At 66.5% G+C, this 14,084-nt stretch carries 9 protein-coding genes; 2 read left to right on the top strand and 7 right to left on the bottom strand.

Annotated elements, in window-relative coordinates:
* Window positions 1-76: 76 nt before the first annotated feature.
* From FKZ61_RS02985 to FKZ61_RS02975, 3 genes are all read right to left on the bottom strand, one after another.
* Window positions 77-1,909 (bottom strand): alpha-amylase family glycosyl hydrolase, encoded by a 1,833-nt coding sequence (locus tag FKZ61_RS02985; protein WP_141608587.1) that lies wholly within the window; start codon window positions 1,907-1,909, stop codon window positions 77-79.
* Between the two features lie 160 nt (window positions 1,910-2,069).
* A complete protein-coding gene (gene icd / locus FKZ61_RS02980) occupies window positions 2,070-3,314 on the bottom strand; it encodes an NADP-dependent isocitrate dehydrogenase (protein WP_141608586.1) in 1,245 nt (414 codons plus the stop codon).
* Window positions 3,315-3,502: 188 nt separating this feature from the next.
* Window positions 3,503-4,303 (bottom strand): SDR family NAD(P)-dependent oxidoreductase, encoded by an 801-nt coding sequence (locus FKZ61_RS02975; RefSeq protein WP_141608585.1) that lies wholly within the window; start codon window positions 4,301-4,303, stop codon window positions 3,503-3,505.
* Between the two features lie 228 nt (window positions 4,304-4,531).
* On the opposite strand from FKZ61_RS02975, the gene FKZ61_RS02970 reads away from it, so the two are divergent.
* Together FKZ61_RS02970 and FKZ61_RS02960 are read left to right on the top strand one after the other, a co-directional pair.
* Window positions 4,532-5,134 (top strand): sigma-70 family RNA polymerase sigma factor, encoded by a 603-nt coding sequence (locus FKZ61_RS02970; protein WP_141608584.1) that lies wholly within the window; start codon window positions 4,532-4,534, stop codon window positions 5,132-5,134.
* 153 nt (window positions 5,135-5,287) lie between these two features.
* Window positions 5,288-6,145: an anti-sigma factor gene (locus tag FKZ61_RS02960; protein ID WP_141608583.1), complete on the top strand. Its 858-nt coding sequence runs from the start codon at window positions 5,288-5,290 to the stop codon at window positions 6,143-6,145.
* A 270-nt stretch (window positions 6,146-6,415) separates the two neighbouring features.
* Here the strand turns inward: FKZ61_RS02960 and FKZ61_RS02955 are convergent, their stop codons facing one another.
* The 4 genes from FKZ61_RS02955 to FKZ61_RS02935 all read right to left on the bottom strand — a co-directional run bounded on the left by FKZ61_RS02955 (window position 6,416) and on the right by FKZ61_RS02935 (window position 14,031).
* On the bottom strand, window positions 6,416-8,134 hold the full coding sequence (locus FKZ61_RS02955) for a DUF5666 domain-containing protein (RefSeq protein ID WP_141608582.1): 1,719 nt from the start codon (window positions 8,132-8,134) through the stop codon (window positions 6,416-6,418).
* Between the two features lie 305 nt (window positions 8,135-8,439).
* On the bottom strand, window positions 8,440-10,311 hold the full coding sequence (locus FKZ61_RS02950; RefSeq protein WP_141608581.1) for a S8 family serine peptidase: 1,872 nt from the start codon (window positions 10,309-10,311) through the stop codon (window positions 8,440-8,442).
* 142 nt (window positions 10,312-10,453) lie between these two features.
* Window positions 10,454-13,420, bottom strand: a complete 2,967-nt coding sequence (locus FKZ61_RS23825; RefSeq protein ID WP_141608580.1) for a CHAT domain-containing tetratricopeptide repeat protein — start codon at window positions 13,418-13,420, stop codon at window positions 10,454-10,456.
* Complete coding sequence (locus FKZ61_RS02935; RefSeq protein WP_141608579.1) at window positions 13,417-14,031, bottom strand: carboxypeptidase-like regulatory domain-containing protein; 615 nt, start codon at window positions 14,029-14,031, stop codon at window positions 13,417-13,419. The genes FKZ61_RS23825 and FKZ61_RS02935 overlap by 4 nt, the downstream gene beginning before the upstream one ends.
* Between the last annotated feature and the right edge of the window lie 53 nt (window positions 14,032-14,084).

The following is a 14,084-nucleotide window of genomic DNA, read 5'->3' as shown; positions in this document are numbered from 1 at the left end:
GTGATTGTCATGCACTTACCAAGGATAAATATTGTAACGCACTTAACAGGCCGGGGCAATCGCCGTCCACAGTGGGTTACGGGCCAGGTGTCGGTATCAACATCATCCCCTGCCACGGCTCCAGGGACAGGGTCAACTCCCCCTGGACCGCCTCATAGCTGCGTTCAGCCACCAGGTCCATCCAGTGGCCGTCGTGGGGCATGGAACAGGAGACGGTGCGGGGTTCCTCGCCGAAGTTCAGGGCCACCACCACGAAATTGCCTTCGTCATCCCAGCGGACAAATCGCACCACCCCGGTCTCGGCGAAGTTATCCGGCCAGAATTGGATGAAGTCGCTCCGCAGGGCAGCCAGGGAGCGGCGGGCCCAGAGCAGCCGCTGCACCACGGCCCGGTGGGCCGCATGGGCGGGCCGTTCCAGCTTGTGCCACTCCAGGGGACAGAAGTCGATGGTGCGGGGCGTGTCCTCCCCATATTCCTGCCCCGCGTAGATCATGGGGATGCCCGGCGCAGCCAGGAGGGTGATCAGGCCCAGGAGCCCCTTGCGCAGGGCCAGCTCCTGCAGGCTCATCCCGGCCGGGCGACGGATGTGGGGCCAGGAGTAGAACTTGATCTCATGCTCCGGCCGCACTTCGTCGTGGCTACACGAATAGTTCACCACCTGGGTGGCCGCGGTGAAGCCCTCCTCCCGAAAACCGCCAATGGCCCGGAAGATGTCCCGCTTTTCCCAGGCCCACCGCTGATTCAACACGTCGTCCAGCCCATGGTGGAACTCGCCCCGCCAGCAGGCGTCCATGGGCGTCTCGGCCACCAGCTTGGCCGCCGTCTTCTCCGGGTGGGTCCCCTCCAGCTGCCAGTACTCGCCGATCAGGATACAGTCCGGCTTGGCCTGCCGGGCCGCCCAGCAGATGGCGCTGATGCCGTGGAAAGGGTTGAAGCCCGGGGCCATGGGATCCCGGCTGTCGTAGTCCACGCCACAGACCCAGTCGAAACGAAAGCCGTCCACGTGGTATTCCTGCAGCCAAAAGCGCACCACATCCTGAAAGTAGCGGGTGGTGTGCTCGTTGAAGTGATCCCAGTCCACGCCGCCCCACATGTTGACCGCACGCGGGGTATGGTGGAAGAAGGGGTTCCAGTCGGTCAGCTCCTCGCCGTGGGGGCCGTACATGGGCGGGTAGATCTGGTAGTAGGGATGCTGGCCCCAGGCGTGGTTGAAGGCCACGTCCAGGATCACGGCCAGGCCATGGCGGTGGCAGGCATCCACGAAGGCCTTCAGGTCGTTGGGGCCGCCGTAGACATTGGCTACCGCGAAGTAGAAGACCGGGTTGTAGCCCCAACTGGACTCCCCCGGGAAGGCCTGGATGGGCATCAGCTCCACGGCATTGACGCCCAGCTCGGCCAGATACGGCACCGATTTGAGCAGTTCCTGGAAGTTGCCATACCGGGGCCGGTTTCCCTGCCAGCGGCCAGCAAAGTCCCGCACGCAGAGCTCGTAGATCACCAGGTCCTGCAGGCGTGGCGTGCGCCACGCCTGGTCGGTCCAGGGGAAGGGGGTGGGCCGTTCGGGCAAGACCGCCCACGGCCCGTCCGAGGTCCAGGCTACCTGGGTAGCGTAGGGATCGCCCACCCAACTGTGGGCCTGTTCGTCGATGGCCACGTAGAAGCCGTAGCGGGTCTGACCGGGGTGGGGCAAGGTGATCCACCAGGTGCCCCGGCCATTGGTGACCATGGGATGGGCCCGGGTGTTCCAGCGGTTGAAGTCGCCCACCAGGCTCACGTAGGGCTTGAAGGGCGCGTGCATCACAAAGGTGACCGTACCCGGGGCCAGCAGGTCAAAATGGACGCCGCCCCGCACGTCGACGGGCAACGTGGCCGCATGGACCTGGGGTTGGACAAGTTTCTCGGTTTGCACTGCGGGTCGAGGCTCACGAGCTGTGGGCCTGGGAGGGTGGGGGTCGATCCCAGGCCCGCGATGGACACAGACGATGGATGGGCGATGCGGTTGCGAGCCCCGGGCAGGGGCAGCCCCTCTGGGCCGCCCCACCCGTCAAGGCCGGCGGAACGGGGACCGCCTACATGTTGCGGATCAACGCCTGCCCGAACTCACTGCACTTGACTTCAGTGGCGCCTTCCATCAGCCGGGCGAAATCGTAGGTGACGATCTTCTGGCCAATGGTGCGCTCCATGGCCTTGAGAATGAGATCCGCGGCTTCGTGCCAGCCCAGGTGGCGCAACATCATCTCGCCGCTCAGGATCACCGACGAGGGGTTGACCTTGTCCTGGCCGGCGTACTTGGGGGCCGTGCCGTGGGTGGCTTCGAAGATGGCTCGCCCGGTGACGTAGTTGATGTTGGCGCCCGGCGCAATGCCGATGCCACCCACCTGGGCAGCCAGGGCATCGCTGATGTAGTCGCCGTTCAGGTTCAGCGTGGCGATGACGTCGTACTCCGCCGGGCGGGTGAGCACCTGCTGGAGCATGGCATCGGCGATGACGTCCTTGATGATGATGCCGTTGGGCAGCACATGCCACGGGCCACCATCCAGGGGCTTGGCCCCGAACTCTTCCACAGCCACCTTGTACCCCCACTGCATGAAGGCGCCCTCGGTGAACTTCATGATGTTGCCCTTGTGGACCAGGGTGACGCTCTTGCGGTTGTTGTCGATGGCGTACTGGATGGCCGCCCGCACCAGCCGGCTGGTCCCCTCCTCGCTCACCGGCTTGATGCCAATGCCGCTGCTCTCCGGGAAGCGGATCTTGTTGACGCCCATCTCATCCCGCAGGAACTGGATCACCTTGCGGGCGCCGTCGCTGTAGGCCTCCCACTCGATGCCCGCGTAGATGTCTTCGGTGTTCTCCCGGAAGATGACCATGTTGACCAGCTCCGGCCGCTTGACCGGGCTGGGGACACCCTGGAAATACTGGACCGGGCGCACACACGCGTAGAGGTCCAGCCGCTGGCGCAGGGCCACGTTGATGCTGCGGATGCCGCCCCCCACCGGCGTGGTCAGGGGCCCCTTGATGGCCACCAGGTACTCGTCGATGGCGTCCAGCGTCTCCTGGGGAAGCCAGATGGGCTCGCCGTAGACTTCATTGGCCTTTTCGCCGGCGTAGACCTCCATCCAGGCGATCTTGCGCTGGCCCCCATAGGCCTTCTCCACGGCTGCCTCCAACACCGGCTGGCTGGCCGCCCAGATGTCCGGGCCGGTCCCATCCCCCTCGATGAAGGCCACGATGGGGCGATCCGGTACCTGCAGCTTGCCATCCTGCAGGGTGATCTTCTCGCCGTCGATGGGCACGACAATTTTTTCAAAACCCATTTTGTGTCAGTCCTCCTGCGTTTGTAGCTGTAAAAAAATCCAGTGGAACATTTCGAGATGGCGTCACAGAAACCGGCCAGTACAGTCTGGCGTAAATACCACGGCAGAAATTCCGGGTGCCCTCTGGGCGCACTCCCTCGGGTGGAAACGCTCGGCGAATTTCTGCCGGGATTTACTTGGGAGGTCCATCACTCCCCCAGATCCCGGCGGACCTGTGCCAGCCATTCGGTATCAGCGTCGTGGAACACCTGGCCGTTGAAGCGGCGGCTCCAGGGACCGACCAGCCAGTAGATGAGCCCGGCGACCTCCTGGGGTGAACGGAGGCGGCCTTCGGCGTGGGCCCGATGCCACAGGTCAAAGTTGAGGCGACTCTCGCTGGTGTCTACACTGCGGATGTCGCTCTGCATATCGGTGTCCACCATGCCCGGGTAGAGCACGTTGGCGGTGACGCCGGTGCCCGTGAGCTCCAGGGCCAGCACCCGGGTCCACATGTCCAACCCGGCCTTGGCGGCGCAGTAGGCGCTGAGCCCGGGGATGGGCGTTTGGGCGGCGCCGCTACTGATGTTGAGGATGCGGCCGTAGCCCTGCTCCAGCATCAGGGGCAGGACGTTGCGGGCCATGAGGAACGGCCCGATCATATTGACATAAATGTTGTAGACCCACTCGTCTGCGTCGGTCTCGGCCAACTCCTCCACCGGCCAGATCACGCCCGCGTTGTTGACCAGGATGTCCACCCGGCCGAACTGATCCAGGGCGGATTCCACCACCTCTTCCACCTGTTCCGGGTCGCTCACATCCGCGGGCACGGCAATGGCCTGCGCACCGTCCTGGCGCAGCCGACTTGCCAGCGCCTCAATTTCCTCCTGGCTGCGGGCCGTCACCACGACCGCGGCACCGGCCTGGGCCAGCCGGGTTGCCGCCGCGGCGCCGATGCCTCGCCCGCCGCCGGTGATGATGGCCACCTGTCCCTGCAATTTCTTCCGTGCCATGCCGCAAGTTTACCAGACAGCGCCGGAAATATCTATTTTGAAACGCTTCTGAAGCGGATTGACGCAACCCCCGGCCCATGCTACACTTTCCAGGGCACCGACACATAGCTCCTACGGCCCTCGTGCCCGTCCCCCGGATCCATGCCGGCCACAGGTTCCAACCCGATGACGACGGTCCTCGCCTCCCTGTCCGGGCACTCCCGGATTCACGGTCACCGATAGACAACCATGGCACAGAGCAGCCAGGAAGCCGCCTCACCAGACGACCAGCAGCTCATCCAGCTTGTTCGCCAACGGGATCAGCATGCGCTCATGGCGCTCTACCAGCGCTATGGGCAGCTGGTGTTCAGCCTGGCCATGCGGGTGCTGCAGGAGCAGGGCGCGGCGGAAGAAGTCACCCAGGATGTGTTTCTGAAAATCTGGCAACAACCCGAGCGCTGGCAGCCCCAACTGGGCCAGTTCAGCAGCTGGCTGTTGACCATCACCCGCAACGCGGCCATCGACCGCCTGCGGGCCGAACAACGTCGCTCGGGACGCCGGGTCTCCCTGGCCCTCCAGCACAACACCCTGGCCGATCCGGCGGAACCCGTGGGCAACGCCCGCTGGGTGGACGGCCAGATCCTGCGGCGGCTGATGGGCTACCTGCCCGACGACCAGCGCCAGGTCATCGAGCTGGCCTACTTTGGCGGCTTCACCCACAGCGAGCTGGCCCAGGAGCTGGGCCTGCCCCTGGGCACAGTCAAGACCCGGCTGCGTATCGGTCTGCAGAAGCTCCGGCAACTCTGGATGGAAAGTGTGGAATTTCACAAAAAACCGCCGGAGGAGATCTAAGCGGGGGTGAGGAATCGTTATTCAAAGAGAGGGGCTGAATTGCGCCGACAAATGCCGGTGCAACAACAAGGGCCACAACCAAGGCCATCACCCAATGGGATGTAGAAGGACCCTAGTCCCAGGCGAACAACAGCGCCTGATGAAGCTGTAAACATGGAACAGGAACAGTTGTCACCGGAAGATCCACAACATACCGGCCGGTCTGAATCGACGGAAACGGACGAAACAGCCGCCCAAACCCAAAGCCAACGCTGCGCAGAGCTGGAGGCGTTGTTGCCCGCCTATGCCCTGGGCGCGACGGATCCAGAGGAAGCGGCCCTGGTCCGGGCCGCCCTGGCCGACTGCCCCCAGGCGGCCCAAAAACTGGCGGAATACGAAGCCCTGGCCGAAAGCCTGCTCTACAGCGCGCCGCCCCAGCGCCTCCCCCCCCACCTGGCCACGCGTATCCAGGCGGCCATCGCCCAACCCGCGCCCGCCCCAGCCCGGCCCGGTCCGCTGGATCGCCTGCGCCAGGCCTGGCAAGGGTGGTCCCTGGCCGGCCGGCTGGCCGGGGCTTCTCTGGCGTTGCTGTTGGTGCTCAACGGCTACTGGATTCAACACACCTTGCGGCTCCAGCACGAGCTGCAGCAGATGAACGAAAAGCTGCAACAACAGAACATCGCCCTCTTCGTGCTGGCCTCGGAGAGCCGACAGCAGTTGACCCTGCCGCCGGCCCAGGAAGGCAGCCCGGCCCACGCCTCGGTCATCTGGACGCCCGAGTACGACACCGCCATCCTGCTGGCGGAATCCTTCCCCCGCCTGACAGACGACCAGGTCTACCAGCTCTGGCTGCTCAAGGACGGCGAACGGATCAGCGCCGGCCTGTTCACCGTGGACGATCTGGGCGCCGGCGCGCTGGTCTTCCATACCCCACAGCCGCTGGACCAGTACGACATCATCGGCATCACGCCGGAACCGGCCGGAGGTAGCCCCGGCCCCACTGCCCCCCCTGTCGTGCGGCTTCAGATGTAGCAGATAAAATTTGTAGCAGATAAAATTTTTGCGGTCCCGGAGGAGGCGTCGTTTCCTCCGGGACCGCAACGTGTGTTCATATTTTGCTTCTCTCGTCGGTGCAGGAGGTCCGTAGGTCACGCAAGGATGCGTGGCATCCTTACATGACATGACAGAGGTGCAGGGAACGCTGGCACCCATATCCGGCCGGGAGGCCGGACCTACGGACCACCCGCTACGCACTCCCTCAGCCTTCCTGGCCTATTGGCGCCGAACCGTACAAACGTCCCTTTAACGCCCCACAGCAGGCAGGAAGATCTGGTGGTCCAGGTTGATGCTGGCCACCCGGGTCGCCACCTCCTGGCCGTCGTCGGCCGTGTAGCTGTTCACCACCGCGGACGAGCCCACCGCCAGTTCGCCCTGGCTGTCGCTGAGCCGGGTAGAGGCGGTGATGACGTAGTCCACGCCGTCGATGCGCCAGATCTGGCTGGCCTGGGCATCCACTGCAGCCGCGGCGGCCGCCCGCATCTCCTGGATCACTCCCAGCCGGTTGTTGTCTCCGGCGCCCGGCGGCACCTGGGTCTCGATCTCGTGGATCCGGTTCTCCCCGCCGCTGACGGTGTACTCCACCTCCACATAGGCACCGATGGCCAGCAGGCCGTGGTCCTCCTTGAATTGGGTCGCCCCGTCGGCCACGAAGAGGGTGTTGCCGATGCGCCACTGGCCGATGAAGGAGGCAGTCGGCATCTCCTGGACGAAACCCACCAGCTTGAAGTGGGTGGGATCCTGGGTATTGCCATTGTCGTCGGTCACCTTGATCTCGGTGGCCACCCGACCGCCGCTGCTGTCCACGAAATACTCCACCCGGACCCGCACACCCAGGCCGAAGAGGCCGTGCTCCTGCTTGAACTCGGTGGAACCGGTGGCGGTGTACTCGATGCCGCCGATGACCCAGGTGCCCTGGAGGCCTGGCGGGAAGAGCTCAATCAGGCCGTAGGCCTGTCCTTCCGCGCCTTCGCGCTCGCCGTCCCCGTCCCGGTCCTCGCCGTCATCCTCGTTGCGGAACTTCACCTTGATTTCCGTGGCGTGGTGAACGTTGTTGCTGTCGGTGACGAATTCCACCTTGACGGTGACGCCCACGGCGAAGGGGCCACCTTCCTGCTTGAACTCGGTGTTCTGGTCTGCCACGAAGGTGATGCCACCGATCACCCACTCGCCGATCAGGCCGGGCGGGAAGACCTGGAGAAGGCCGTAGAGCTCGCCGTGGTGGCGATCATCGCCCGGGTTGTCATCGTTGCCCTGGCCCTGACATTTGTAGCTGTGCTCCGTCTCCAGCTTTTCCACCTGGTTGATACCGTTCACCTGCCGGTATTCCACCTCCACACAGACGCCCACGGCGAAGGCGCCGTAGTCTTGCTCGAATTCGGTGCTGGCGGTGGTTTCCAGGAGCACGCCGTTCACCGTCCACTGGCCGATGAGGCCGCTGTCCGGCATGGCTTCGATGAAGCCGTAGAGCTTCAGCTCGCCGTCGTGGTCGTCGTCATCCCGGGTTGGGGTGGCCGAAGGCGTGGTGGTGGGCCCCGGCGTCCCAGAGGGGGTAGCGGAGGGCTCTGGCGTCTCGGAGGGAGTCGCCGAAGGCTCTGGCGTGCCCGGGGTATCATCGGGCGTGGGGGTGGCACTGCCGTCCTCGTTACATTCGATGAGGGCCTTGCCCTTGATCTCCAGGGCCCGGGCCACCTGGCCCTCCATGACGAAGTCCACGTGGGCACAGCCGCCCACGGTCAGGGGCGCATCCTCCTGGCTGAAGTCGGTGCCGGCATCGGCCACAAAGGTGCGGCCGCCGATCACCCACTCGCCTTGAAAGCCGCCCTGGGGCATGGAGACCACGATGCCCCGCCAATCCTGGTCGTCGCCGGCCTGGGCGGCCTGGACCACGCCGGTCAGGAACGCCAGGGCGGCGATTCCGACCAGCGCGATCAGCAGCGGAATGCGCGGCCATCGGCGTCCCATCGGTTGCGCCCGTGTCTCGTTCCTCTGTCTGGTAAATCCCGGCAGAAATTCGCCGATAGTTTCCGCCAGAGATAGTGGCGCCGAATTTCTGCCGTGGTATTTACGCCAGACTGTACTGGTGTTTCCCTGTAGGTTGTTCCTCTGCATCTTTGAAAACCTCCGTTGTGGTCATGGAATGGCCCGCCCGGCGCGGGAATAGCGTAGGCGGGATGGTGCAGGGACCGTTTCTGCAGGGTGGCGTCTGTTCACCCTGCTCTGTTACAGAGGAGGCAACAGCCGACAGAGAAAATACATGAATTCACCCCCTACCGCTGAATCCACGGGATAAAGAGGCGCAGCTCCAGGGGCACAGGCTCCTGCTCCAGCAGGGCCGCCTCCAGATCCAGCAGCCCGCCCAGCTTATCCCCGTACTGGGCGTCGTAGGCATCCAGGGGCCGGGCGCTCTCCCGCAGGCGGCCGGCCACCGCCAGTACCCCGGCCCGGCCGCCTGGCGCGGCGGAGGGCTGCGCCAGTTTGGTCCGCACCAGGGCAGCCCCCCCGCTCACAAAGGGCGCGGCCATGGAGGTGCCGCTCCAACTGCCGTAGCCATGGCCTTCCGGCCCGATGACGGTGGACGTGATGCCCACACCCGGCGCGGCCAGGTCCACCCAACCGTAGTTGGCGAAGGAGGCCTTGCGGTTGGCCCCATCCACCGCGGTCACCGCCAGCACGTCGGCGTAGGCCGCGGGGTATTGGGGAGTGTCGGTGTTGCTGTTGCCCGCCGCCGCCACCACCACCACGCCCCGGTCAATGGCCGCCTGGATCGCCTCCTGCAAAACCTGAGAATTGTACGGCGTGCCCAGGCTCAGGTTGATCACATCCGCGCCCTGATCGACCGCCCACTCGATGGCATAGGCCAGCAGGAAGGTGTTGCCCCGGCCGTTGGCATCCAGCACCCGCACCGGCAGGATTCGGCTGCCTGGGGCCAGGCGGGCCACGATGCCGGCCACATGGGTGCCATGGCCCCAGGCCAGGCCAGGAGCCCCCCCGGGCGGCGGGCCCTCGTCCTGGGGCACGGTGTCCCCCGACACCACGTCCAGGCCGGGCAACTGGAGCCGGTCCACCAGGGCCGGGTGCTGCAGGTCGACGCCGGTGTCCAGCACGGCCACCAGGATGCCAGTTCCCGTGTAGTAGGCCGAGACCGCGGGCAGCCCCACCTGCTCAAAGGCGTACTGGTTGATGTATTCGTCGGAGCGGTCACCCCATCCCCAGGTCTTGTACCCCTCACTTTCCGGCACGCTGTTCACGTAGTTCAGCTCGGCCCACACCACATCGGGATCCTGCCGGAGCAGGTCCACCAGGCTGACTTCGTTCTCGTCATCGGGGCTGGCCAGGAGGTAGATGTGGGCATCGGCCAGGAGGGTGGAACGGGCCACCAGGCCATAACGGTTGGCCACGGTGCTGGAGATGGCGTCCGGCTGCAGGCGCACCACCACCTCCCCAGCCTCATACTCGTCCATGCGGATGCGGCTGGCCAGCACCGTGCTATCGGGCAGGAGCGTACCCCGGATCTCCACCCAGATGCCCGGCACGAATTGGGACAGATCGGCGGGGTCGAATCGGGTGTTGGCGTCGGCGGTGGCAGTCAGGGTGGCGCCCTGGCCAATCTGGATCACCCACAGCCCCTGACCCGTACCCCCGGCTGGGGTGGAGAGCAACAGGCCGTGCCACTCGTCGTCCTCATCGCTGCCGTCCTGGGATTCCAGGCGCAGTTCGTGGGCCAGCAGGAGCCCCGGCTCCAGGAGCTGGCCATCCACCCGCACCCGTTGGCCCACACCTGGCACCACATCGTCGTGAAATTTGGTCTCGCTGTTGACCTGGACGGTGTAGGTGATGCCATCCGCAGCCACGGACCAGATGCCGATGCCGTCTGCGCCGGGAGGAGCAGAGAGCACCACGCCCACGATGCGAACCTCATCCTCCGAATCATCGGGGTCGTCATCATGGGCTGCGGCGACACCGTGCACGGCCATCAGCAGCAGGGCCAGCAACAGCAGCGCCAGGCCCGCCACGGTCCCCAGGCCGGCAAAGCGCCGGCGGCGCAGATGGGCGGGAAACCCCGACGGAAGTTCACCGGTCGCTTCTACAGCCACCGAATTTCTGCCTTGGTTTTGACGCCAGAGTTCAGCTGTCGTCATGGTTCTCTTCCTTTCGCCTCGCTCCTGGGGGACTTCCACAACCGTCCTCTGGTAAATTGCGACAGCCATTCGCTGAGGGTTTCCTCCAGAGGTCAGGCTGTCCCATTTTCGCCGCGCTCTTCACGCCAGACCGTATCGGATGTCAGCCCATCACCAGGTAGGGTGCCCAGTAGTAGGGGTGCTGCCCCTCGGCCACGGCGGCCCGTTGGGCCATGCGCAGGGCTGCAGCCGGAGAAGGACAGGGCGAGGCCATCAGGGCCCGGTAGAAGTTTTCCATCAGCCCGGCCGCGCTGGCATCGTGGACGTTCCACAGACTCACCACCAGGTGACGTGCGCCCGCGGCCAGAAAGCCCCGGGCCAGGCCGATGACCTCGTCGCCGCCTCGAACCTGACCCACACCGCTCTCACAGGCGCTCAACACCACCAACCGCGCCGCCAGGGGCAGCCGGTAGATCTCCCGCACATCCACCCAGCCATCGGCCAGCTTCAGGGCCGAGAAGAAGGAGTTGTCCGGCCGGAAGAGGCCATGGGTGGCCAGGTGCAGGACGTCGGCCGCCCGGGCTGCCGCCCACAGGCCCGCGCGGGTGGCCTCCTGCTCCAGGTAAAGATGCACAGCCGGGAAGAGGGCGACGATGCGGCGGACCTCCTCCTGGGCAGCCGGGATGGTGTCGTCCTGAATGGCCAGGCCGGCCAGAGAACGATAGCGGCCACCCGTCCGGCGATGGCGCACATGGACCGCCACGCTGGCGCTGGGCGCCGTGCTCAGTTCGTAGCGCTCCAGCAGGTATCGCCGGCCGTCCCACAGGGCATGGAAGGGCAGCAGATGCAGGGAACCATAGGGGATCACCAGGAGCCGCCGGGCGCTGAGGGCAGACGCCAGGGGCGCAATCAGCAGATCGTGGAGGCGGGCCAGGGCCCCGGTCAACTGCCGCATCAGCCGATCCCGATGACGGGCCAGGTAGGCCGGCCCCAACTCCACCCGCCCCAATTGAAAGCGAAACTCGTCCAGGGCCTGGTTCAGCCGTTCCACCGTGGTCAGGCGCCGGAAGAGGCGTACCTGGTCCTGGCCGATGACAAAGGCCAGCACTTCCTCCCCGGCCATGAAGTAGGCCAATGCCTGCTGCCCCGGCTCCAGGCACGCTTGCAGGGACGCCAGGTCCGTGGGCTCGGCCTGGGAGAGCATGGGCGAATCCTGCCATTCCAGTTGCTGCAGCAGGGCTTCCTGGGCCTGGAGCTCGGCGTTGAAGGCCGCATCCAGCTGGGCGTTGCTGCCTTCGCCCAAAAGCCGGCTGTACAGCCAGTGCAGGCGCTGGCGGACCGCCTCCCGCCGGCTCTGGTGGGGAGAGGCGGACGTCGCCCCCTGGACGCTGGCCAACAGGCGTTCCAGCAGGGCCCGGGAGCGGGCTCGCTCCACCACGGCAAAGGCGGCGGCCAGCCCTTCTTCGCTCAGATCCGGCGCATCCAGCAGAGTCAGGACCAGTTCCTGGTAGATGGCCGATTTGTCGTCCAGGAACGCGGTGCGGATCTCCTCCAGGGGAAGGGCCGCCCGTTCCATCTCCAACAGGGTGACCGCGGCCGTCAGATGGCGGCGAGCCTGCTCCAGATCGCCGGCCGCCCGGGCCACCTGGCCCAACAGGTGCTCCACCCGCAAGTGCAGGTGGGGCATGGGCGGGCGGATGGTGGGGGTGCCGGCGGCGCGGCCACCCAGGAGGGCCGGGATCCGGGCAGCCACCTGGCCGGCGGCCTCCAGCTTGCCCTGGGCCAGGAGGAGCCTGGCCTGGAGCAGGTGGGCCTCGGCCAGGCCGGCCACGTCCCAGGCCAGGGGCGTTGACGGGTCCCGGGGGGCAAGGTCCTGGGGAATGGAGAGGCTCGCCAGGTGGGCGGCGGCCTGGGCCAGGTCGCCCTGGACAAAGGCCACCGTGGCCTGGGCCAGTTGGGTCCGGTTGAGCCAGAAGGGGTTATCCAGGGCTGCGAACTGGGCCAGGGCGCGCGCCAGGGATGCCTGGGCCTCGGCCAGCCGGCCCTCCCGCAGCTGAACCAGGGCCAGGGTGTAGAAGGTCTGGCCCAGCTCGTAGGGCTGGCCCGCCTGCTGGAAGAGGGCCAGGCAGCGCTCCAGGGCGTCGGCCGCTTCTGGCAGCAGGTTGAGGGCCAGGTAGGCGGTGGCATGTTCCAACAGGAGCTCGTCGGCACGGCGCAGGGCCTCCACCTCGGGGACGGCGTGGATGGGCAGGTCGCCGATCAGATCCTGGGCTGCCAGGTTGAAGGTGGCCAGCGCGTCCCCGTAGCGGCCGGTGCGCAGGTAGAGCCGGCCCAGGTTGGTCCGTGCCCGGCCCCGGTTCAGGGCATCCCGGGCCTGGTCAAAATGGTGGATGGCAGCCTGGAGGGCGGCCTCGGCTTCGGTGGGGCGGTCCAGGAAGGTGAGGGCCGTGGCCTGGTTGAGGGCAATGTGGGCGGCCTCGTTGGCGGCGAAGGGTTGACCGGCGGCGCCGGCAGCCCGGCGGAAGCGTTCCAGCCAGGTCTGGGCCAGCTCATACTCGGCCAGGGCTGCCGCGTGGCGCTCCTGGTAGAGGAGCAGGGTAGCCAGGTTGCGGTGGGCCGTGGTGAGGCGGGCCAGGGGCACAGGGTCCTGATTGCCGTCCAGCCCCGCCATGAGCTCGGCGATGGCCTGGCGCACGGCAGCCTCGGCCTCGGCATAGCGGCCCTGCATGGCCAGGATTTGGGTCAGCCCCAGGTAGCTGCGGGTCAGCCAGTGGCGGTCCCCCACCGCCTGCCACCGGCTCTGGGCCTCTTGGAGGCGTGCTTCGGCCTCGGCCAGCTGGCCGGCCAGCACGTGGAGACGGGCCTGGGCGTAGTCGATCTGGGCCAGCACGCCGGGATCCACTGGATGCTCTCGCGCCAGGGCGGTGGCGATCTCCAGCCAGCGCGCGGCCCGGTCAGGCTGGGCTTCTGCCTGCTCCAGGGCGGCCTGGGCCAGCTGCTGGATGGCCTCGGAGCCGCGCAGGAAGTGAAGGCCCAACTCTTCCAGGGCCTGGGCCACCGGCAGGTCGGCCAGCCGCTGCAACAGGTCGGTGTCCAGGTTGCGGGAACCCGGAGAAGGTGTGGCGTTCATGTGATGTCCAGTTCATCGATCTGGATCGGGGCGCCAGCCGGGGGCGTGATGGTCAGGCGATAGCGGCCGGTGGGCACCTCCACCAGGCGAAAACGGCCCTCCTGGTCGCTTTCCACCGCCAGCGCCGGCAGATCCGAGGCATCCACCAGTTCAATCAGGGCCGGGGTGATGGGATCCGGGCCGGGCTCGGCCAGGATGTCGCCGTCGAGCTGGCGACGGGCGCCAGTCGGGGTGACCAAAAGCTCCACCTCGACCCGGGGGGTGGTGTAGAGCAGCCGGTAGCTGCCCCCGGCCGCCCCTCGTACCCCGGCCAGGGCGGGTTGCTGGCGGCTATCCCAGGCCAGCCGGGCGCGGAGCCACTGCCACCACGAGGGGGCACTCTGCCCGCCGGTCTGCACCTGCTGGAACAGTTGCTGATAACGGCGGAGGGCCGTGGGCGAGGGCTGGCTACGTCGGGCCACCTCCAGCTCCTCGTGCAGACGCCGAAGGGCGTCCACCTGCGCCCGACAGGAAGGGCAAGCGGCCAGGTGTTCCGCCTCCTGGGGCGTCCAGGGGTCATGATCGAAAATATGGACGAGCAGTCGTTCCAGGTCCAGGTGGGTATCGGCCATGGGTCTCCGGCTGTAACACAAAAAACAAGGGTGCATGACTACATGCCATGTCA

Source organism: Litorilinea aerophila (assembly GCF_006569185.2).
Classification (GTDB): Bacteria; Chloroflexota; Anaerolineae; order Caldilineales; family Caldilineaceae; genus Litorilinea; species Litorilinea aerophila.
The sequence above is the reverse complement of the archived record's forward strand: the minus strand, read 5'-3'. Positions and strand labels throughout refer to the sequence as shown.

Bases quoted from the DNA above. Each gene is read 5' to 3' on its own strand.
- FKZ61_RS02955 (WP_141608582.1), bottom strand. From the start codon at position 8,134: ATGGGACGCCGATGGCCGCGCATTCCGCTGCTGATCGCGCTGGTCGGA.
- FKZ61_RS02975 (WP_141608585.1), bottom strand. From the start codon at position 4,303: ATGGCACGGAAGAAATTGCAGGGACAGGTGGCCATCATCACCGGCGGC.
- FKZ61_RS02960 (WP_141608583.1), top strand. From the start codon at position 5,288: ATGGAACAGGAACAGTTGTCACCGGAAGATCCACAACATACCGGCCGG.
- FKZ61_RS02970 (WP_141608584.1), top strand. From the start codon at position 4,532: ATGGCACAGAGCAGCCAGGAAGCCGCCTCACCAGACGACCAGCAGCTC.
- FKZ61_RS02950 (WP_141608581.1), bottom strand. From the start codon at position 10,311: ATGACGACAGCTGAACTCTGGCGTCAAAACCAAGGCAGAAATTCGGTG.
- FKZ61_RS23825 (WP_141608580.1), bottom strand. From the start codon at position 13,420: ATGAACGCCACACCTTCTCCGGGTTCCCGCAACCTGGACACCGACCTG.
- FKZ61_RS02935 (WP_141608579.1), bottom strand. From the start codon at position 14,031: ATGGCCGATACCCACCTGGACCTGGAACGACTGCTCGTCCATATTTTC.
- icd (WP_141608586.1), bottom strand. From the start codon at position 3,314: ATGGGTTTTGAAAAAATTGTCGTGCCCATCGACGGCGAGAAGATCACC.